25 protein-coding genes are annotated in these 19373 nt (G+C 60.0%); 20 read left to right on the forward strand and 5 right to left on the reverse strand.

Translation table 11 applies throughout. The features are described from left to right. Positions 1–13 precede the first annotated feature (13 nt). Positions 14–424, reverse strand: a complete 411-nt coding sequence (locus tag ACZ42P_RS00865; RefSeq protein ID WP_464898222.1) for a type II toxin-antitoxin system VapC family toxin — start codon at positions 422–424, stop codon at positions 14–16. Further along, positions 421–651: a FitA-like ribbon-helix-helix domain-containing protein gene (locus ACZ42P_RS00870; protein WP_464898223.1), complete on the reverse strand. Its 231-nt coding sequence runs from the start codon at positions 649–651 to the stop codon at positions 421–423. The genes ACZ42P_RS00865 and ACZ42P_RS00870 overlap by 4 nt, the downstream gene beginning before the upstream one ends. Positions 652–988: 337 nt before the next feature. Between ACZ42P_RS00870 and ACZ42P_RS00875 the strand changes: the two genes are divergently transcribed. The 4 genes from ACZ42P_RS00875 to ACZ42P_RS00890 are packed head-to-tail and all read left to right on the forward strand — an operon-like array spanning position 989 to position 3277. Beyond that, positions 989–1213: a hypothetical protein gene (locus ACZ42P_RS00875; RefSeq protein WP_217086351.1), complete on the forward strand. Its 225-nt coding sequence runs from the start codon at positions 989–991 to the stop codon at positions 1211–1213. Positions 1214–1262: 49 nt separating this feature from the next. After that, positions 1263–1553 carry a hypothetical protein gene (locus ACZ42P_RS00880; protein ID WP_464898224.1) on the forward strand — a complete coding sequence of 97 codons (291 nt, stop codon included), beginning with the start codon at positions 1263–1265 and terminating at the stop codon, positions 1551–1553. Between the two features lie 3 nt (positions 1554–1556). After that, positions 1557–2417 (forward strand): hypothetical protein, encoded by an 861-nt coding sequence (locus ACZ42P_RS00885; RefSeq protein ID WP_464898225.1) that lies wholly within the window; start codon positions 1557–1559, stop codon positions 2415–2417. Further along, positions 2414–3277 (forward strand): nuclease-related domain-containing protein, encoded by an 864-nt coding sequence (locus tag ACZ42P_RS00890; protein WP_464898226.1) that lies wholly within the window; start codon positions 2414–2416, stop codon positions 3275–3277. Before ACZ42P_RS00885 ends, ACZ42P_RS00890 begins: the two co-directional genes overlap by 4 nt. Here ACZ42P_RS00890 and ACZ42P_RS00895 read toward each other — a convergent pair. Then, on the reverse strand, positions 3249–3743 hold the full coding sequence (locus ACZ42P_RS00895; RefSeq protein ID WP_464898227.1) for a helix-turn-helix domain-containing protein: 495 nt from the start codon (positions 3741–3743) through the stop codon (positions 3249–3251). The two genes, ACZ42P_RS00890 and ACZ42P_RS00895, sit on opposite strands and share 29 nt — an antisense overlap. Here ACZ42P_RS00895 and ACZ42P_RS00900 point away from each other — a divergent pair. The 13 genes from ACZ42P_RS00900 to ACZ42P_RS00960 all read left to right on the forward strand — a co-directional run bounded on the left by ACZ42P_RS00900 (position 3742) and on the right by ACZ42P_RS00960 (position 14819). After that, a complete protein-coding gene (locus ACZ42P_RS00900; RefSeq protein ID WP_464898228.1) occupies positions 3742–4017 on the forward strand; it encodes a hypothetical protein in 276 nt (91 codons plus the stop codon). The genes ACZ42P_RS00895 and ACZ42P_RS00900 overlap by 2 nt on opposite strands. Further along, a complete protein-coding gene (locus ACZ42P_RS00905; protein WP_464898229.1) occupies positions 4017–4490 on the forward strand; it encodes a FlhC family transcriptional regulator in 474 nt (157 codons plus the stop codon). Before ACZ42P_RS00900 ends, ACZ42P_RS00905 begins: the two co-directional genes overlap by 1 nt. Before the next feature lie 39 nt (positions 4491–4529). Next, positions 4530–5057, forward strand: a complete 528-nt coding sequence (locus ACZ42P_RS00910) for a hypothetical protein (RefSeq protein ID WP_464898230.1) — start codon at positions 4530–4532, stop codon at positions 5055–5057. A 167-nt stretch (positions 5058–5224) separates the two neighbouring features. Next, positions 5225–5722, forward strand: coding sequence for a S26 family signal peptidase (locus ACZ42P_RS00915; protein ID WP_464898231.1), 498 nt, complete (start codon positions 5225–5227; stop codon positions 5720–5722). 10 nt (positions 5723–5732) lie between these two features. After that, the gene (mobH, locus tag ACZ42P_RS00920) at positions 5733–8147 is read left to right on the forward strand and encodes a MobH family relaxase (protein WP_464898232.1); all 2415 of its coding nucleotides are present in this window, start codon (positions 5733–5735) and stop codon (positions 8145–8147) included. 70 nt (positions 8148–8217) lie between these two features. Continuing rightward, positions 8218–8844, forward strand: a complete 627-nt coding sequence (traW, locus tag ACZ42P_RS00925) for a type-F conjugative transfer system protein TraW (protein WP_464898233.1) — start codon at positions 8218–8220, stop codon at positions 8842–8844. Next, complete coding sequence (gene traU / locus ACZ42P_RS00930; RefSeq protein WP_464898234.1) at positions 8828–9841, forward strand: conjugal transfer pilus assembly protein TraU; 1014 nt, start codon at positions 8828–8830, stop codon at positions 9839–9841. Before traW ends, traU begins: the two co-directional genes overlap by 17 nt. Further along, a complete protein-coding gene (gene trbC, locus ACZ42P_RS00935) occupies positions 9838–10584 on the forward strand; it encodes a type-F conjugative transfer system pilin assembly protein TrbC (RefSeq protein WP_464898235.1) in 747 nt (248 codons plus the stop codon). The genes traU and trbC overlap by 4 nt, the downstream gene beginning before the upstream one ends. A 20-nt stretch (positions 10585–10604) precedes the next feature. After that, positions 10605–11621 carry a hypothetical protein gene (locus ACZ42P_RS00940; RefSeq protein WP_464898236.1) on the forward strand — a complete coding sequence of 339 codons (1017 nt, stop codon included), beginning with the start codon at positions 10605–10607 and terminating at the stop codon, positions 11619–11621. After that, the gene (locus tag ACZ42P_RS00945) at positions 11621–13222 is read left to right on the forward strand and encodes a conjugal transfer protein TraN (protein ID WP_464898237.1); all 1602 of its coding nucleotides are present in this window, start codon (positions 11621–11623) and stop codon (positions 13220–13222) included. The genes ACZ42P_RS00940 and ACZ42P_RS00945 overlap by 1 nt, the downstream gene beginning before the upstream one ends. Beyond that, positions 13219–14001 carry a hypothetical protein gene (locus ACZ42P_RS00950; protein WP_464898238.1) on the forward strand — a complete coding sequence of 261 codons (783 nt, stop codon included), beginning with the start codon at positions 13219–13221 and terminating at the stop codon, positions 13999–14001. The genes ACZ42P_RS00945 and ACZ42P_RS00950 overlap by 4 nt, the downstream gene beginning before the upstream one ends. A 9-nt stretch (positions 14002–14010) precedes the next feature. After that, positions 14011–14433, forward strand: coding sequence for a hypothetical protein (locus ACZ42P_RS00955; RefSeq protein WP_464898239.1), 423 nt, complete (start codon positions 14011–14013; stop codon positions 14431–14433). 179 nt (positions 14434–14612) lie between these two features. Continuing rightward, entirely contained in the window at positions 14613–14819 is a 207-nt protein-coding gene (locus ACZ42P_RS00960; protein WP_464898240.1) for a hypothetical protein, read from the forward strand. A gap of 5 nt (positions 14820–14824) precedes the next feature. Here the strand turns inward: ACZ42P_RS00960 and ACZ42P_RS00965 are convergent, their stop codons facing one another. Both ACZ42P_RS00965 and ACZ42P_RS00970 read right to left on the reverse strand, forming a co-directional pair. Further along, on the reverse strand, positions 14825–15163 hold the full coding sequence (locus tag ACZ42P_RS00965) for a helix-turn-helix domain-containing protein (RefSeq protein ID WP_464898241.1): 339 nt from the start codon (positions 15161–15163) through the stop codon (positions 14825–14827). Next, a complete protein-coding gene (locus ACZ42P_RS00970) occupies positions 15129–15419 on the reverse strand; it encodes a BrnT family toxin (RefSeq protein ID WP_464898242.1) in 291 nt (96 codons plus the stop codon). Before ACZ42P_RS00970 ends, ACZ42P_RS00965 begins: the two co-directional genes overlap by 35 nt. 1369 nt (positions 15420–16788) lie before the next feature. On the opposite strand from ACZ42P_RS00970, the gene modA reads away from it, so the two are divergent. The 3 genes from modA to modC are packed head-to-tail and all read left to right on the forward strand — an operon-like array spanning position 16789 to position 19340. Then, positions 16789–17553, forward strand: a complete 765-nt coding sequence (gene modA, locus ACZ42P_RS00975; RefSeq protein ID WP_464898243.1) for a molybdate ABC transporter substrate-binding protein — start codon at positions 16789–16791, stop codon at positions 17551–17553. A 12-nt stretch (positions 17554–17565) separates the two neighbouring features. After that, positions 17566–18258 carry a molybdate ABC transporter permease subunit gene (modB, locus tag ACZ42P_RS00980; protein WP_464898244.1) on the forward strand — a complete coding sequence of 231 codons (693 nt, stop codon included), beginning with the start codon at positions 17566–17568 and terminating at the stop codon, positions 18256–18258. After that, positions 18258–19340: a molybdenum ABC transporter ATP-binding protein gene (gene modC, locus ACZ42P_RS00985; RefSeq protein WP_464898245.1), complete on the forward strand. Its 1083-nt coding sequence runs from the start codon at positions 18258–18260 to the stop codon at positions 19338–19340. The genes modB and modC overlap by 1 nt, the downstream gene beginning before the upstream one ends. Positions 19341–19373: the final 33 nt, after the last annotated feature.

Below are 19373 nucleotides of genomic sequence, written 5' to 3' on the forward strand. Positions count from 1 at the left end.
TCCTTTCTTCACGCTATGTGCTGCCGAGCCCCATCGTTTTCGCAACGCGATCCAACCGGTCGTCGCAGGTCATCAGGCGCGCCCCATGCCGCTCCGCCAAGGCGAGATACAGCGCATCGTACACCGTGAGATCGTGTGTGTCCGCCAAAGCATATGCCGCAGAAAGCAAGGGTGCATGCGGCTCGATGCGCACCGGCAGGGAGACGATTGCCTCGATGATCTCCTTTGCTTCCCCGGAGGATAGCTCGCCTCGCCTGCTCTTGCGCAGCAGCACATTGGCCGATTCGGCCAGCATCAGATCCGGGGCCAGCACGACATCCGAGCCGTGCATGGCCCGGTTCATGGCCGCTTCGATCTCGGGATGCAGCGGACCGTCCGGGATGAAAAGCCGCACTATGGCGGAGGTGTCGACGACCCAGATCATCGTGCCCGATCCGCCCGAACATCCTCGACGGTATCGCCGAGTGTTCGCCCGGCGAGTTTGCCGCGCCATTGCCGGGCAGCCTCCACGGGCGACGGCTTGGCCAGGCGGACTTCCCGTTCGATCAGGGCGCGAACGTATTCCTGCACGCTGCGATGACTGGCGGCGGCAAGCCGCTTCAATGCCTCGTGTACCTCATCGGGTAGGTTGCGGATATGGAGTGCTTTCATAGTGGTTCCTGTGCCACAGAAAGGTAGCGATATGCTACTGTTTATTTGCTACCATCTTAGCACAAAAAATCGCTTGACACCAGACGAAGGGGATGCTAGAAAGCAGAACAGGTGCTAGTAACACCTCACAAGCGGTCTTCCGCGCCCGACAGTCCGCGGTATTTTTACGCCCGGAATCCGTCCGCCGCCTCCTCGGGCGGGTTCCCTGCCGAGTCGATGGCCGGGTGTGCGGCTAATACAAGACCCTTCGGGGGAATACGCCCGCCGCCTTGTGACGGTTACTAGCGCCCGGCCGCCCACGGTCTATCGTGGGTATCGACTCGACAGGAGCGTGAAAATGAACCAAGAGGAACTCGATCTCCTCGACCGTGAAGAGCGCATCTTCACATGTTTTCAAGCGGCGATCGATCTTTTGAATCCCAATGAAGAAGCCCGTGATCCGGCGAAAGTCCGCGAGCTGCTCGACTTTCTCGTCGAGGAATACACCCATGCTCGCGAGGCTCTGATGGATCGCGTCACCGGATCGCTACGGGAAGCGCGTCATGGATGCGCCGCGCACTGAACCGCTTGCCTGGATAGCATGACAAGGCCTATAAGGAGAGAAGAGAAAAATGAAGAAGATCGTGATTGCGTCGTTTGTCTCGATGATGCTTTCTGGCGTAGTAATCGCCGGGGAATCCGGTCAAGCAAGAAATGCGACATTCGGAATCGAGTGCGTGAGATGGTCAAATAACGCCACGCAGATCATCTGCGGACCTTATCCCTGGCGCAGAAATGACCCTGCCGAGATCACGTTCAGCAGTGTCAAGGACATATACGAGCGTGGGTATAAGGTGGTTTCCATGTACGACATCGAGGGGGTTTCCGGGCGCACTGTGTTCGTAATCGAGAGACAACAATGAGAAATGGACGAGCTCTCCCTCAACACCACTCCCAACCCAGACGGCACCTTTACCACCCGCTGGAAGTGGCGGCAGCAACATGCACGACAGCCAGGCAAGGGAGGTGTCGTTCGCGTCTCGCTTCCGAATAACGGCTGGGCGCAGGATAAACTCATCCTCGCTGAGCTGGCCGCCATCCATCGACTGCTCGAAGTCGAGCGGGTGCACGGGGAGGGGCGCTTGGGCAATAACATCCGGATTCAAACGACGTTTGGCGCAATCCGAAAAGCCCTTTTGAAGGGCGCGCTCAAGGAAAACGGGCGCGGTGATACTGACAAGACGCACGTCGCGCTATTTTCCAAGTTCCTGGCGACCAAATATTTCGAAGCCGAGATCGAGGTTCTGCGCCCTGACAAGTGGCGCGACGAAGAACCGAAACTGCGCCTGGACTGCGATCTGGTTGTTACCGGGGTACCGACGGTAACGGTAGACAGTATCGTCGGCCCGCTGGTTGTGAGCAGACACGCCTTGAACCGCGTGGTAGGGCGCTGCATTTGTCGCGCCGAGCTACGGGCGCAAGGAAAGACGGAGAATGATCTCAAGCATCTGCCCGACCGCAGATGGACATCGGCATGGGAGCATCTCGAAAGGGTATTGCCCAACACCGTCCGGGGCTGCGTGGTCGAATCCGAGCACCGCCGGGTGCTCAGAAAGTACGGCAAAAATCCCATCTACCTCTGGCACCAGGATTCGGGCCTGGTGTACGTCATTGTGCGCGAGCCCTATGGTTTGGAATTGGTTACGGCGATCGACGACAAATACTGGGTTGCCAGGAACATACCCACACAAAGCGGCCAGCATCTGAAGTACGGGGTGGCGGTATGATCGCCGTCTCTGTCCTATTCGCGCTCGCTGGCCTGTTCGCCGTCGGCGCCGTCATCGCCCAACGGTACCAGCGCGAGCGCAAACCAATCGAACACGGACAGGTGCCGCATCGATCGGAACCGGAGCGCTTACCCAGCGTCGTAGAGCTTTCGAACCATAGTGCACATCTGCTTGCAGAAGTGGAACGCAAGCGGCAAGCCTCCGAGAAGGCGATCCGCAAACACAAAGCCATTCTGGAAGGGTTGACGGTCGAGGAAGCCAAGATCAGGTCGGGAATCGAAGGGGAGTCCAGATTGGATGATTTTCTTCGCAGATGCTTCGACGACGCCTGGACGATCATTGCCGGCTACCGTGCTCATGAGGGCGAGATCGATCGCATCCTGGTGGGGCCGAATGGCGTGTTTGCCTTCGAGGTTAAGAACTTGGGCGGGGTCATCCACTGCGACGGCGACCGCTGGTGGCGTGATAAGACGGATCAATACGGCAGTGTCGTGGAGCGGGACATTCCGATTGCGGACAACGGCGGAAGAAGCCCGTCACGCCAGATCAATGACGCGGCGGATGCCCTGGACCGGCTGCTCAGGAAAAACGGGTACGATGTTGCGGTAGTGCGGGTGATCGTGTTTTCACATCAAAAAGCCACACTCGGCAGCATCCGTCGACTGAACGTCCACTTTCTGGCCCTAGGTCGAGACCTGGACATGCAGCGAGTGCTCTCACGCGGCACGCCGCTGTCTATGGATCAGGCACGCAAGATCGCCACAACCATCCGCCGCCACCACGAATGGTTTGAACGCAAGGAGCGGCAGCCTCCAAGGTTCGACGAGGCTCTCAGCCAAGTTTTCTCGCCATCTCTCTGACGAGATCCTCCAGGTCGGCTACTCGTTTCGCCTCCTGAACGCGAGAAAAAATCTCCTCAAGAACAGCGTTCCGCCTATCCTCTTCCAGTCCGTCGAGCAACCCTTTCACTGCGTCGATTCTTCGAAGATAGGCATCATCGCGGGCGGGGGGCTTGGCTTCGGCCTCCGCGCACATGTCTCCTTGTCCCAGAAGAAGCCAATTCAGGTTTACGCCTGTTTTGCCAATGGCGACAAGCGCTTCCCCGCCAGGTACGTTGACCCCGTTTTCGTACTTGCGAACAACCCCAATATGCAATCCTGTCCGGCTGGAGAACTCTTCCTGGGTTAGCCCAAGATGCTTTCTCCACGTCCTTAGACGGTCTGCGATAGTCGAAGCCAAAACAACCCCTTTTAGTGATCTTTTTCTCTTGACAGATACCGAATACGGTCTATAATGGGAGCGTACGGAATGTTGGAAACGCGCCATGAACGACATCATTTCGATAAACCGCCAATTTCTCATTATGGCAAGGGAGGCGGCAAACTCCAAATCCGGCGAGATCATCACCGGCCTACCCCGGCCCGTTTTGGACCGGCTGGCCGCCCTAAGCCTCGACCAGATCGAGGCGATAGCCCAAGGGGCCGGGGTCAGTCTCATCACCTTCAGGCTCAGCGAGGCCGAGCTGACTCGACTGACAGCTCTTCAAGAGGGCCAGAGAGCAGCCTATTCGCTGGCGGTAGTCGCTTCGGAGGGGCGTTGATGGTGGAACTGGCCGAACTCCAAAAGCTCCGGCTAGCCCACGCGCTCATTCAGGCGGGGCTGCGGCTATCCATTGTTCGCGGAATGACCGATATCGGTACGCGCACTCTGCGGCAATGGTGGAAGGATGTCCACGGCGTCAGGCCGTCCAATGGCAAGCTGCCGGAGTCCGTCCTGTCTTTCATAAAGGACAAGGATTCAGCAGCCAGGCTGTCCGCGTTCGCCGCTCTCCATAGACGATTGTATGGGTCGGAGCTGACGCCAGAAAGCTTGCTGACGACATGGCGCGAATACCAACGGCTTTGCGGAGCAATTGATATCAACGCTGCGTATTTTGCCGTGCGGGATGTGAGAGCGTGGATCGTGTCTCTCTCGCGGTGCCAAGCATGCCGCGCGCACTTCATCTATGACGCCGGCAGCAGGCACACAGACCGGTGTCCGTTCTGTGAAACGAAGGTTGTAGCGGACCATTGAGTCTTAATCCCTTTGAGATCAGGGCATGGGTTCAGAGTTATGCAACACCATTCAAATGCAATTGCAATTTCCGGCTGGGTCAATTTCCCGGTGAACGACCCGGCCTGGAAGAACACCCACGAAGGCGGCATGGTCGTCAAGCTGGTAGTTTGCGACAACCGCGAATTCGAAGACCGGTTCGGTGTGTGCTGCGGCGCGTCAGTGACGGACATTCTCAGCGAATCGTTCATCGGTGACGATCGCGCACCCAAGCCTATTCCACCGGAATCCTACGACTCCCTTGAAGGCGTGCAAGCCGAACAAGATGCCATCATCGCTTGGGAAGCTCGGCACTTCCCGCGTATTGCAGACGCGAACGCGAAAGGTGTTGAGCGTTACCTGTCGCGGGACTACTTGGCGGTCCTGGTGCTGGGTACTACAGACTGGTCGGGGTGGCACGAAGCCGATGGCCGATACTGGGAATGTCGCTTTGAGGATCTGAGCGTCGATGGCAAGGCGCTGTACCGGGAGATCGAAGCCCTGTATCCGGGCTGCGAACTCCATTTGCTCACTTTTCTGGATACCTGACGGACCGGACCTTTCGATATCCACGCGATGCCCAGAGAAATGGGTCGCCGGGGACCTTCTCCGATCCCGGCCGGGCGCGAGCGCGAAAACACGAGCATTCAAACACGACACAAAAGTGCGCTTTTCGCATCAGATTCGGGCGATTGGACCGCTAGCATCAGAGCACCATGCTAGATGCCATCTACTCTCATCTCTTCCGTCGCGCGCCCGTCTACCTTTGGCTGCTGGCCGCTATGGTCGCCTTCAGCCGATATTTCACGATTTCTATCAATGTCTCCGACTCCCTACCAGGGGTGCTTTTTCTTGTGCAGAAGGGAGCGAAGCCGGGCAAAGGCGACCTGGCGGCTTTTCGGTACAACGGCGGAGGGCCTTATGAGCGGGGAAGCCTGTTCCTCAAGCGCGTCTTGGGGGTACCGGGGTCGGTGGTAACCGCTACGGATCGGGGTGGTGGCTATCGCGACTACTTCGTCGACGGACAGTTTGCGGGCAGAGCTAAACCGGTGTCCAAAGGCGGCATGCCCCTCGCCCCAGGCCCGGTAGGTGTCATACAGGAAGGGCATTACTACATGGCCGCGCCCAACCCAGACAGCCTCGACTCTCGCTATGCCTTGGTTGGCTGGGTCCAAAACAGTCAGATCGTTGGACGAGGAATCAAGATTTTCTGAGGATTGCGGCGTGATCTTCTGGAAGAAAAGACCGAAGCCAGATTCGCAGCCCATCTCGCGCGAGCACGTCATGCAATGGCGTGATGACGATATCCCGCGCTACCCGCCATTCATGAAGGGCCTCCCGGCCGTATCGCCAGAAAAGCTACTGGAAACACAGGCCGAGCTGATCAAACGAATCTCCGACACGGCGATCGCTCTGCCCGCGCAGTTCGAACGCTACTACCTGGCCGCAATCGAGCGCTTTGCGCGATTCGCCCACCTGCTGCCAGCGTCACAGTCCCATCATCATCGAGGGGCCGGTGGGCTTCTCAGGCACTCATTGGAGGTCGGTCTGTGGGCGCTCCAATCCGCCGACAAGGTGTTGCTCGATGCAGCAAAGACCCCCTCCCAGCGGCGCGAGATGGAGCCGCGCTGGCAACTGGCCGTGTTTCTCGCGGCGCTATGTCATGACGCGGGCAAGCCGGTGACCGATCTCATCGTGACCAACAAGGATCGGACGGCGATCTGGAAGCCTATCAAGGAAGACCTGTACGACTGGGCCAAGAAGAACAAGGTTGACGCCTACTTTCTCGACTGGCGCGAGGGGCGCTCCCGGCAGCACACCGCCCTTTCCAATCTGATCGCCGATCGAATCATTGGCGCAGAGGCGCTCGAATGGATCGAAGAGGGTGGCACGGAACTCATCGTATGGCTCCTGGAGTCGCTCAACTGCAACCCTGGGCCAACCAACCTGATCCACGATCTCGTCGTCAAGGCGGACCAAACGAGCGTGGAACGCGACCTCAAGACGCTCGGCGTCGCGATGGCTGGGTACGACCTGGGTGTGCCTGTGGAGCGCCATCTGACGGACATCATGCGCCGCTTCATCAGAGAAGGTGTCTGGCTCGTCAACGAGCCCGGTGCGCGGCTGTGGAACATCGGCGGCCATCTGTATCTGATCTGGCCTGCCGCTGGAGAGGAAATCGCCAGACAGGTTCGCGAGGATGGCATTCCAGGCATCCCGAGAACGCCGGATGGCATCCTGGACATGCTGGTGGAACGGCAGATTGCCTTCATTCGTGAAGGCGCTGCTCCAGGGGACCGACTCTGGAAAATCGCGCCGGCGATCCTGGCAGAAAAGATCCCCGACATCAAACTCCCAGCCATCAGGTTGAGGGATGAGGCGATGGTGTCGTCCACGCCGATCCCTTCGGTCGAGGGAAGAATCGTCAATGAACAGGAAAACGAGCGTAGCGAGTTTCGGCGAAGCCCAAACGACCACGGGGAGTCTCTGCGCCACAACGAGCGAAGCGAGGTTTCAAGCTTGCGGTCAACCGGCGAGCAATCTGTCGCTCCGGCGGTGGAGACGAGCGTGGCGAGTTCTGGCGAGACCAGAAACGACACACACCCGCTGACCTGTGCTGTGACGAATCATGTGAGCGAACACGCGGTAAGCCCTGAAGAGGCGGCAGTCAGCAAACCAGGTGATGACCTGCCTCATGCGCAACAGCCGGCCAGGAGTGCGCCATTAATGCCCGGCCTTGCTTTGTTATCAGGCGCAGGTGATACCAAGGCCACGAAGACGAGCGGAGCGAGTTTCGAGCAAGCGAAGCGTAGCGGCCAACCGACGATCGCGCTCGACGGGGCAGTAGGCGAAGCCCTCAAGGCGCTCGCGCAAGACCTCAAGTCCGGCGACAAGCGATGGGGGGAAGACGCCATCATCGACGCGGACCAGCATGTGCTGCTCCGGTGGCCGGATGCATTCAGTGGGTATGGGCTGACCGCCAAGTCGATTCTCGAGGAGTTGAGCAGTCGGGAGTGGTTGTGGATCGACCCGATGGCCCCCTTGAAAAAGGTCACGGAAGCACAGTTCGGAGGCAACATTGCGAAAGCCATCCGCCTGACGCCGGAAATCAGCCAGACGTTGATCCGTGAGGCCGGCGCAGCACTGGATGGCGGCCACATCGAGTCCGAAGTCAAAAATTCGCCATGCCAGGAAACAAAGAAGAAACCAGCCGAACCAGAGAGCTCGCAGGGGCAAGAAAAACCCGTAAAGCAGGGCCACAAGCCAAAGCGCGAGGCAAGCCTTGGTGAGAAAACGAGCGCGGCGAGTCTCGGCGAAGCCGAAGCCAAAACCCAACGAAGGAATGAACAGCCTGGCAAGATACCCGCAAGCGTCGGTGGAGGAACGGGCGAAGATCAGGAGGCGGGCGGTGTGGCGGAATCGGCCGGACTACCCTCTGTGGACCTCGTGATAGAGGCGATCAAAGACCTTCAGGCAACCGTACAGTCTGACGGATACCTCCTCATCAACAAGCAGGACGTGCTCGCGGCGTGCAAAAAGCGCGGTCTGAAGATCACGCATAGGATCCTGTGGGAGTTGGGGAGTAAAGACCCAGATAGGCTATCGGTGGAGGGGGGTGTCGTCCGATTCAAGCTTTGAGCCGAAAAGCAACCAAAGTGAGCGCTTTTAACCATCATTTCGAAGGGCGGCGTGTGCAAGCATACCCCACATGCCATTTCGATCGATTGCTGCCATTTCGCTGATCTTTCTCGTCTTCTGTGGCCCTCTCCAGGCCGAAGACTTGGGTGTGATCGGCCCGACTTACGAAATCGTCGAGCGCGATCTCGTCGAGGTCATCAAGGACAAGTTCCGCCGCATGGAGATGACAGGCGAACTGGCAAAGCGCAATGAAGAATACAAGCGCCGCGTCATCGAGGGCATCGAACGGCCCAAACCGGTTCCGGGCATCAATCCGACCGAAACCGCCAGAACGTTCTACATCGATCCCACATTCACGCTCGACCGCAACATTCAAGACGAGCGTGGCAGGATCTTCTATCCGGCCGGCACAAAGATCAACCCGTTCGACTACGACCGCATGAGCAAGGTATTGCTCTTCTTCGACGGTCGGGACAAGAAGCAAGTGGAATTCGCAAAGCGGTTCATGGCGGAATCCAGAACGCCGGTGAAGCCGATCCTGGTCGCCGGCGAGCCGCTCAAGCTCATGCGCGAGTGGAAGAGGGAGGTGTTCTATGACCAAGGTGGGGCGCTATCCAAGCGATTTTCCATCACCCAGTCCCCCGCCGTGGTCGCCCAGGAAGGAAAAAGGATTCGTGTCGATGAAGTCCGCCCGTAGCCTGTTTCTCGGCCTTCTCGTTCTACTTTCTTCAATGCCAGCAATGGCCGCGACCTGTAAAGGCAAGTTCGCAAATCCGATCACGGACATCTGCTGGTCGTGCATCTTCCCGCTGCGCATCGCCGGCGCAACGCTTGCCTCTTTGGATCAGGAGGACACACCCAATCCAGGCGGCAGTCCGGCCTGTTTCTGTGGCAACCCTCCCAAAGCAGGGATGAAAGTCAGCTTCTGGGAGCCGGTGCGCCGGGTTGATGTGGTACGTGAGCCATTCTGCATGGTGAGTCTGGGTGGCATCAAGATGGACCCCGGATTCGACGCTCCGGTCGCTTCCCGTTACCGTCGAGACGGTCAAGACCAGTCTTCGTTCTACCAGGTGCACTGGTATGTCGATCCGATCATCTACTACCTGCAAGCCGTTCTGGACAACGGTTGCCTGGAGAATCAGGGCTTTGACGTGGCCTACCTCACCGAGCTCGACCCGCTGTGGCATGACGACGAACTGACCCGCATCCTAAACCCTGACGTCTACCTGTTCGCGAACCTGCCAGCGCGTGCGGCATGTGCCGCGGATTGCGTCGCGGCGACATCCGGCTTCCCAAACAACACCTTCTTCTGGTGTGCCGGGTGCCAAGGAAGCCTGTACCCATTGAATGGCAACGTGCAAGCCCATGTGGGCGGCGTTCAAGCATCCAGCCTGGAGGTCTACCGGATCATTGCCAAGATGCACCGTGAAGGTTTGATGTGGGCCGCATCGGGCGAAAACGGACTATGCGGCTACTACCCGCAGCCGGTGATGGATAAGACCAACTACAAGTACCACATGCTCTACCCGATCCCACAGACGAAGAAGATTGCGGGGAAATGCTGCCAGCCACTCGGGCGCTCGACGATACTGTGGGGCGCAGGGCGCGAGTTTCCCTTCGAGGGCGAAGACTTCGCCTATCAGATATTCCGCAAGCGCAATTGCTGCCAAGGGGCGGTAGGGATCGGGAAATGAGCATCATGCACAGGTTTTCATGTCGCTTCCTCCTCCATTTGTTCCTGTCGCTGGCGTCAGGCATGGCGCTGGCGCAGGAACCCACTTTTGCATCCGGGAGGCCTGACAGCTTTCGGATGCCAACAGATGAGGAAATGGCAAGGGCACAGGCGAAGGCGCGCGAGGCGATAAATCGCTTGCCGGATTTGGGAAGCATCAAGCAGCAATACGGGGTGGCTGGAATGCCAAAGGTCGAAGCCGTGCCGAAGCCAGCCGCACCGGCCCCCGACATTGCAAGCATTGCCGAAAAATACAAACACCTTGGGCAGGCTCCCATCCCGCAGAACGGTCAGCCGGATCTGTTAGTCATGGTGTCGCTCTCAATGCCCAAGGAAGCCCTTGAACGCACCGTGCAGCAGGCGGAGCGAGCGGGAGCAACGCTCGTCTTTCGTGGCCTCAAGGGCGATTCGATGACGAAGATGGGCGAGGAAATCAAGGCGATCGTGGGCAGCCGGAGCGTCTCGGCGGTCGTTCATCCTCCGGCATTCCAACAATTCAGCGTCACGCGAGTTCCCGCGATCGTCATAGCGCGGCCGGAGGCCGGTAACGTGCTCGACAACGGCTGCTCGAAGCCGGAGACCTTCGTGAAGGTCTCGGGGGACGTTTCTCTCGATTACGCGCTCGACTACATCGAGCGCAAGAGCCCTGCTTGGGCGGCTGTGGCAAGGCACTTCCGCAGCAAGATCGTCAGGGGGATCAACTGATGCGTGCAGGGGTGATTCTGATGCTGCTCTGGGCCGGCGCCGCCCTCGCCGACCAGACCGGCGCATTTCAGGATGGCAAGGGTCTGGGCAGTTCGGTCAACCAGAGTGCGTTTTCCGGGATCAATAGCGGGGCTGCATCCGACAAGATACCCGGCTACGGCACGAATCCTTCCGAGACACAATTCTTTCAGGGCGGGCAGGGGCAATTGTCCGGGCCCGGGGTCGCGAAGATGCAAAACTGCGCGACAGCAACGCCCGACCCCGATCCCATCAAGCGCCAGGAGTGCGAGGCCGTGAATTTCCTGGCGCGCAATCCACAGATCAGGCCGCAATTCAACATTACCAAGAGCGACCCGATGTTTGTCAAGGCGAGAGACATCGGGCGCAATGCGGAAAACATTTTCCAGTCCTTGGGCATCAACGGAGGCACAGGGTCGAGCACACAGTGCACGACGAAGACCGAAACGACCCCGGCGCAGTACACCACCGAAACTTGCTCGTCTATCAAAGAGGTTGGCGAACAGCAATGCACGATGGGGCGGGTCATCAATATCGATACCGATGCGAACTTTCAGTGTGAGCAAACGGTGAATGGGTATGAGAACTTAAGCTGTACCAAAGAGCTGATTGTTACCTCAACGACGAAATACACATGCGCTGCCACTGGGCTGACAACATCAGATAAGGCTAGTTGCGATGCCTCCTGTACGACGACAAGAACATATTACTACATTTTCGGGCAGAATTTGCAATGCGGTTCGTTTGCCTGGATTTATGGAAGTTCTTTGATGCCGAGCGGAACCCCCAAATGCAGTTATGACGCGACTGTAGGTGTGGCCTATATGCTAGGCATTAGCGTGGACACAGTTCGCCAAACACTCATGAATGGTGGCGGTTATAGAGGCTACGAAGGCTGTGAGTATTTACGGTGCTATGGTTCATTTTCAGCAACAACTGGCACTCCTTGCGCCCAAACACAAACGCTTAATTACTCTTGGCAGAACAATTGCGCCGAATTGGAAAATAGGGCAAAGTGATGCGGCTCCTGTTTTTTGTTTTTCTTGCCATATCAGCAACAGCGCAGGCAGGTGACTGCATAAAAACAGGTTCTTCTTGTGCTGATGCAACTCCTTGCAAGACCATTTCAGGACAGCAGGTGTGTCTGTCCCAACTTGGCGAGACATGCTGGCAATACGTTGACACCTATACTTGTCTCCAGCCGAATGCCGTCAATTACTGCCAGCCATTTGTCGACGCGCAGCCGCAGTGCTGGCAGACTGGATCTCAGTGCAGCCAGATGGACACGCTGTTCAACACCGGGTGCATGAAATACACGCAAACCTGGCGCTGCAACGATCCGTCGATGCCAACACCGGCTAACACGATCAGGCTCAGTGACACGTACACCCTGGTCTCCAGCAACTACGACACGTCGCAATGCCAGAGCTTGAGCGGCAACCCCAACTGCCAGATCGCGGAAAGCCGGTGCATTCAAACGACACCGGATAGTTCTCTCCCTCCTGGCATCGATCCTGCCCAGGTCGCCCCGGACGGGTGTTACAAAAAACAGGAAACATACGCTTGCTTCACGGGGAGGGCTGATACCTCGGAGTGCGATGGCTACACATCTAACCCGAACTGCACGCTTCAATCTTCCGGGTGCGATCCGGCGGACATGGTGAACGGGCAATGCACGTTTGAGACAAAAACCTACAAGTGCATGTCCGCGCCACCGAAGACTAGCACGGTCACGGACTGCTCAGGACAACTCTTCTGCCAGGACGGGAAGTGCTTCGACACCGGATACCAGAACGATTCGGACTTCGCCCGGACGATGGCCTTAATGGAGGCGGCACGGGAAGGGGGCGTCTACAACCAGAATGGTGTAGTTTTCTCAGGTGTCGACTCACGATGCAAGATCAAGCTGTTCGGCCTGGTCAACTGCTGCAAGAAGAGTGGGGGTGGAGCAGGCATGAGCAATGCCGCAATGGCGCTAAATGCGGGGATGCAGGCTGGTAAATTTTTTGGCTCGCCGTATATGTACGACGCCATGTTTGCATCAGATATACCGTGGCTTGTCGAGAAGGCCGTAGATGCATGGAGTGCAACCGCCTGGACATCGACTACCAGTTTCTATGGCCTCCAGTTCTCTTTCTCAACGACCGCAGGGTTGCAATTCGTTGGTTTCGATCCGTATTCATTCGCGATACAGGTAGGCATGATGGTCCTCCAAGAGCTAATGTCATGCGAACAGCCAGAACAGATCCTCGCGTTGCGGCGCGGGCAGAATCTCTGCCATGAGGTTGGCACTTATTGCTCAAAGAAACTACCCATCGTTAAAATTTGTATTGAAAAGACCAAGTCATATTGCTGCTACAACAGCCGCCTCGCCCGGATCATCAACGAGCAAGGCAGGGCGCAGATCGGTAAGGGATGGGGAAGCGCGGAAAGCCCAAACTGCGCTGGCTTTACCCAGGAAGAGTTTGCGATGATCGACTTCTCCAGAATCGATCTGTCGGAATTCACAGCGGAGATCATGGCGAACATCAAAATGCCGGACGTTGGCTCGATGGGTCAGCAGGTTCAATCTGCGGTGCAGCAGAAGGTGCAGAACTACTATCAGCGAGGAAGTCAATGAAGGAGATCGCGAAACAAACAGCGGTCCTGGCTGTCATTGCCAGCCTGGCGTTGCCATTGCACGCACAGGATCAGGAGCAGGCCGGAAGCCAGAATGAAACCAAGAGCGGCCAACGCGACGATAAGCCGAGCCAGCAGTCCATCTCCATCACGAAGAACGGCAGTCTGCCTCTTGAACAATTGGCCGGGAAGAAGGCGTTCGTGACCTTCAAGAACAGCGGCAAGATGACAGAGGTGCTGGCGGATCGCGTGGCGCGCCTGGGCGCCCAGGTGGTTCAGTCGGCAGAAGGGGCAGACGTGGTACTGGAGGGAGAGGGGATTTTCATGGCGGCCCGAGAATTCGGGAACCGTCAGGCACGCGCCGATGTGGGCGAAGTGTTCGAGAAGGCTGGCCATGTCGAGACAAAGAATAAGTCGTTGAACATCGTGTTGTCCCACGGAGGCCCCGTTTTGAGCGCCGGCGAGTCGATGGTGGTGTCAAATTTCCTGAACTTCGTTGGGGAAGCGACCGGATTCAAAGGCTGGTTCAACAACCTCGTCGCAGGCGACCCGGACGGCTTTTGTTTCAAGGGGTGCGAGTACAGACAAGGAGCCACGATCAGCCTGGAGATGCGCAGCCGCGACGGGGGGCGCATTGGTACTGCGTCGGTCACGGCGGGCGCGGAAGATAGAAAGCTCATGCCCTTGCCGCTCATCGAGGCGGCTTTGGGAGCGATGTTGGGTGAGCTCGGCGGTAGATCCCAACAGACTGACGCCGGCACAACGACAAACTCGCAATAGGCAAATGCCATGAGACTGCACCAAGGTATTGTTACGGTGGTTGCGATGGTATTGATGCCCATCACCCACGCCGCCGAATACACCAGCGCCAAGCCGTTGCTCCTGCAAGCCATCGACGCTCCGGATGGACGCGCCCAGGGCGAGATCGTCGGCCCGATCGCGGACAAGTTCCGGGAGACGACCAAATCAAGCGCGCCAGTCATGGCAGAGGTGACCACCCTCAAGAGCTTCAAGCAGGAGGGCTGCAAGCGGCTCAACCTGCGACTGTCCCAGGCGGGCGTAACGACAAAGGACGGCGGAACAACCGAGTTCAGCGTTAACTACGGCATCAACCTGTGCAGAGACGGTAGCCCGCCGACAGAGGGAATGGACTTGGAGCAGATAGGGAAAGCGCTGGGCTCGGGTGGCGTGGCCGAGGGGTACCGTTATTGATCCCCTTCCTACAAAAGAAGGCAGGAACGATGTTACTGCGCACTTTGGAGTTGATGCGACAGCCGTAGTCGCAACTTGCATCTCTACGGCTGGATAGTAGCCTGCCGGAATGGTTCCTGAACGCATTTCCTGTCGAGCGCCTGGAGACGGCAACGCCTCCCGGCGATCTCGACGCCGCCGTGGCGGCGGTACGGGAAGCCGGCAAGAAACCTGTCCCGGGGCTCGTCGAGCAGGCGATCGAACAGCAGCGCCAGCGTCGCCAGGCCGAGGCCGCGGCCACCGACCGGCGGGCGGCGGCTGCGGTGCAGCTAGACCCTGTGGCAATCGCGCGCGGGCGGGAGCTCTTGCCGGAAACCCTGCGGGCCCGGGTCGGGGTGGCGGCTTGAAACAGCTACTTGAGCGCCTCGAGGGCCACCTCCGGCGCCTTGTCGAGCACCGCCAGCAGTGCACGGGCGGCGCCGGTGGGGCTGCGTTTGCCTTGCTCCCAGTTACGCACCGTGTCGATCGAGACGTGGATGCGGCTGGCAAATTCGGCCTGGCTCAGTCCCAGCCGTCGCCGCACCCGGCGGGCGTATGCGGCGGCATCGGCCCGGGCAGCCTCTTCGTCCGCCGCCATTTGCGCCTGAATGGCAGCTTCGTCGGTGGCGTCGACCCGGGCCGCATCGATGCGACCGGGCCAGTGCTCGCGGGGCGTGTCAGGACTCAGATGCATGCGTACGGTTTTGCTCATAGCGCTTGGTCTCCCTTCTGTTGGCCTTGCGGGCCGAGATGATGCGAATGGCGGCGTGGCGCATCGTGTAAACCACGACGAACAAACGTCCTTCGATGCGCCCATAGAGCCGGTATCGTGGCTCGCCGTATTCAAGGCGGTTGTCCGGTTCGACCATCCGACCAGCATCAAAGAACGCTCGCGCTGCGTAGGCGAAATCGAAGCCACGCTCGACATAACACGCTTCGCTCTTTGCCTCGTCCCATTCGAATTCCATGGCTTATTGTAGTTCAGAGGACCACACCATGAAACGAAAAATCCCTCGCCACAAGACGTACCGGTTCGAGTCCGGTTCCGGGCACCAATTAAAAATCAATCAGTTATCTTACTTTCCTCGGTTTTTCTAGGTTGTGACAAGAGAGGGACAAGGCTGGCGGGGATTGATGTATGCGGTAGCCATTTTTGACATCCTCCCAGCCCTGAAGGCCTGGGAGGATGTCAATTCCGAGCCGGAGCGCGCGCGATCAGGCAACGGCTGGCAGCGGCAGGCAAGGATAAGTGGTTGATTGGTGATGGTATTTATGCTGGTATCTGGCAAAATCGACTGCAAAAATGAACGATAAATCAAGATGTTGCGACTCTCATCGATGAGTGAGTGGGAGTAGCTGCCCGTCAGGTGACGTTCTGCCTGTGCCGGATGTTCCATCGGCATTGCAGAAACGATACCGCGCCGTCGCCCCAGCTCTGGAGAGGTGGGGTCGTGTCCGGCGGCGGTTTGCCGCCGTGGGCGCCCGGTGTCGCTTCCAGACTGAACGAGCCGTGGCCTCGCCCACGCCCGGCCCCGCGCCGATCATGCGCGGGTGCTGTTTGCCCGGGGGGCGCGAGGCAAGCGGGCCTGGCTTCGATGGTCCAGCGGCGGACGTCACAGAAGAGGAGAGGGTTGGCGGCCCCTGTGGCGGGCAACCTGCCGTTGGATCAGGGTGTCCGGGTGGGACGCCCAAGACCGGTGTTCGGCCACCCCCGGCGGGGAATGGCGCTCCAGCCGTCCGCCGATCAGGGCCACCGTCTCCGGGGCGGGGCCCGCGGCCCCGGCTGTCGAACGACGGCGACACCTGCGGCTGCGGCGTCCTGCTCCCACCGTTTCCCCGGGCAGCGTTTGCCCCGATGGTTTCCCGGCCAGGATTGACGCGGGCGACGAAGAGGCTCAACGAATAAGGGGACTTGTGGAGCGGGCCGCCCGCATGCTAACCTCGCTATATCTGATCAGATATAGCGCATTGTCCGCGCCGCCCGGGGACTTGCGCCGCTCCGTGGAGCGGTTTACCGAGGATGCAGCTGTCGCACGCGTGACGTCGCCGTTCGTGGGGACCCATGGGATTTCCTGCTGTTTGGTGCGGCCACGCTGCTTCCGCCACCGGAAGCCGTCGGCCGCCCGCGCCGGCAGTGCGGCAGGGTGGCTTTGGGGTTCACCCCCCCCGGGGCGTATCCGGGGAAAACCAGGCCGTCCGCATGGCGGCGCCCAGGCTTTGTCGCCGGCCGACGTTTGCGCAGCCGGCTGTGTTTCCCGGCAGTCAGGCTGTTGCAGCGGCGTCCTTCGACGGTGTGGGGGTGCCCGCCTGGGGCTGCCGACAAAGAGGGAGTGTGAGATGACACGATTCACTGACCTGCTGCGCCGTGCCGCACTGTTGATGGCTTTGCCGCTGGCGCTAACCGTGCCGGCGCGTGCCGAGACCATCACCGTGGCGGTGGCCGCCAATTTCAAAAAGCCTGCCGAGGAGATCGGTGCCGCGTTCAAGGCGAAGACCGGCATCGACGTGAAATACGCCTTTGGGGCCACCGGGCAGTTCGCCGCGCAAATCCGCAATGGCGCGCCGTTCGACGTGCTGCTCGCTGCCGACGACACCACCACCCCGGCGCTGGCCAGGGAGGGCTTTGCCGTGCCTGCGACCCATTTCGTCTATGCCCGCGGCACGCTGGTGCTCTACAGCACCACGCTGCCGGTCAAAGAGCAGGGCGGGCAAATCCTGCGCAAGGGCGATTTTGCGCATCTGGCGATCGCCAACCCCAAGAGTGCGCCCTATGGTGCGGCGGCGATCGAGGCAATGAAAAAAATGGGGGTGTACGACGCGCTCAAGCCCAGGATCGTCGAGGGCTCGAACATCGCCCAGACCTTCGACTTCGTCGCCACCGGCAATGCGCAACTCGGCTTCGTCGCGCTGTCCCAGGCCATTGGCGCCGGCAGGGGGCAGTGGTGGGCGGTGCCGCAGGCAGACTACACGCCCATCGACCAGAGCGCCATCGTGCTCAAGCCCGGCGCAGAGAAGGCCGCGGTCAAGGCCTATGTGGACTATCTGCGCGGCCCCGAGGCGCGCGCTGTGATCGAGAAATACGGCTACGCCATTCCAAAATAAACGCCGCGCTCTATGACCCTGTTCGGTCATCCGCTCGACCTTGGCCCGCTGTGGCTTACGCTGCAGGTGGCGTCGATCACAACCGGTATTCTGCTGGTGCCGGGCATCGCGCTGGCATGGTGGCTGGCGAACTGGCGCTCGCCGCTGCGCGCCGTGGTGGAGGCCGTGGTGGCGCTGCCGCTGGTGCTGCCACCGGTCGTGCTGGGGTTTTATCTGCTGGTGCTGCTCAACCCGCAGAGCTGGGTGACGCAAACCCTGCGCAGCTTTGGCTTTGAAGGGCAGCTCACCTTCAACAAAACCGGTCTGATCATCGGCTCGGTGGTGTATTCGCTGCCCTTCATGGTGCAGCCGCTGCTGCGCGCCTTCGAGGCGCTGCCGCAGAACCTGCTCGATGCCGCAGCCACCCTGCGCGCCGGCTGGTGGGACCGGTTTTTCCACGTGGTGTTGCCGCTGTCGCGCGGCGGCCTGATCGTGGCGCTCACCCTCACGTTTGCGCACACGGTGGGCGAGTTCGGCGTGGTGCTCATGGTCGGCGGCAACATCCCGGGCGTGACGCGAATGGTGTCCATCGACATCTACAACCACGTCGAGGCCATGGAGTATGCACAGGCGCACATGCTGTCTGCGCTGATGCTGCTGTTCTCGGTCATCGTGCTGACCATCGTCTACGGCCTGTACCGCCACGGCAGCAGGGAGCATGGGTGATGGGCGCGCCTGGCAACAACGCTTGGGTACGCGGCCATGTGCAGGCGCGGCTGGGGGTGTTCACCCTCGACACCGGCGAGTTTTCCTGGCCGCTCGAAGGTGTCACCGCGGTGTTTGGGCGCTCGGGCTGCGGCAAGAGCACCCTCCTGCGCACTTTTGCCGGATTGATTCCCCACGTGCAAGGCACGTTGCAGGTGGGTGATGTGCGCTGGCTGGACGGCACGCGCCAGACCCCCGCACCCGAGCGCGACGTGGGCTATGTGTTTCAGGACGCGGCGCTGTTTCCGCACCTGACGGTGCGCGGCAATCTGGAGTTTGCCGCGCGGCGCGCACCCGGCGGGCTCGATCCGGGCGCGATCGAGGCACAGGCGCAGTCGCTGGGCATCGCGCACCTGCTCGACCGGCGCATCGGTGCGCTTTCGGGCGGCGAAAAGCAGCGCGTGGCGATTGCCCGCGCTCTCCTGTCCAAGCCGCGGCTGATGCTTCTGGATGAGCCGCTCGCGGCCCTGGACTGGCGCGCCAAGGACGAACTCCTGGAACTCATCGGGGAACTCGCGCGCAGCCGCCGTCTGCCCATGCTGCTGGTCAGTCATGCGCCCGAGGAAATCGAGCGTCTGGCGCAGCGCGTGGTGTTCATGGAGGCCGGACGCATTCTGCGTGTCGAGCCGCTGGCGGACGCGCTGATGCGCCCGGACTCGCCGCTGTTTGACCGTCTCGGCCCCGTGGCGGTACTCGAAGGCGAGACCGGCATGCTCTCCGACGGCCTGCCACAACTTCACATCGACGGCAGCCGGCTCACTTTTCCCGGTACGGCCGCGGCGGGCCGGGTGCGGCTGCGGGTATATGCGCGCGACGTGGCGCTGGCGCGCAGTGTGCCCACAGGTATCAGCATGCTCAACCATCTGCCTGTACGCGTCACCGGCTTTGCCGAAAGCCGCGCCGGACATCTGCTGGTGCGGCTCACTTTGGCCGACGGCCAGCGGCTGTGGAGCGAAATCACCACCCGGGCCCGCGAGGCGCTACAGCTGGTGGAAGGCGACGCCGTGGTCGCCCTGATCAAGACCGCGTCCCTGGAGCGTTGAGCCGCACCCCGGCCTCTGCCCGGCTTTCCATCG

It is taken from the genome of Thiobacter subterraneus, assembly GCF_055379455.1.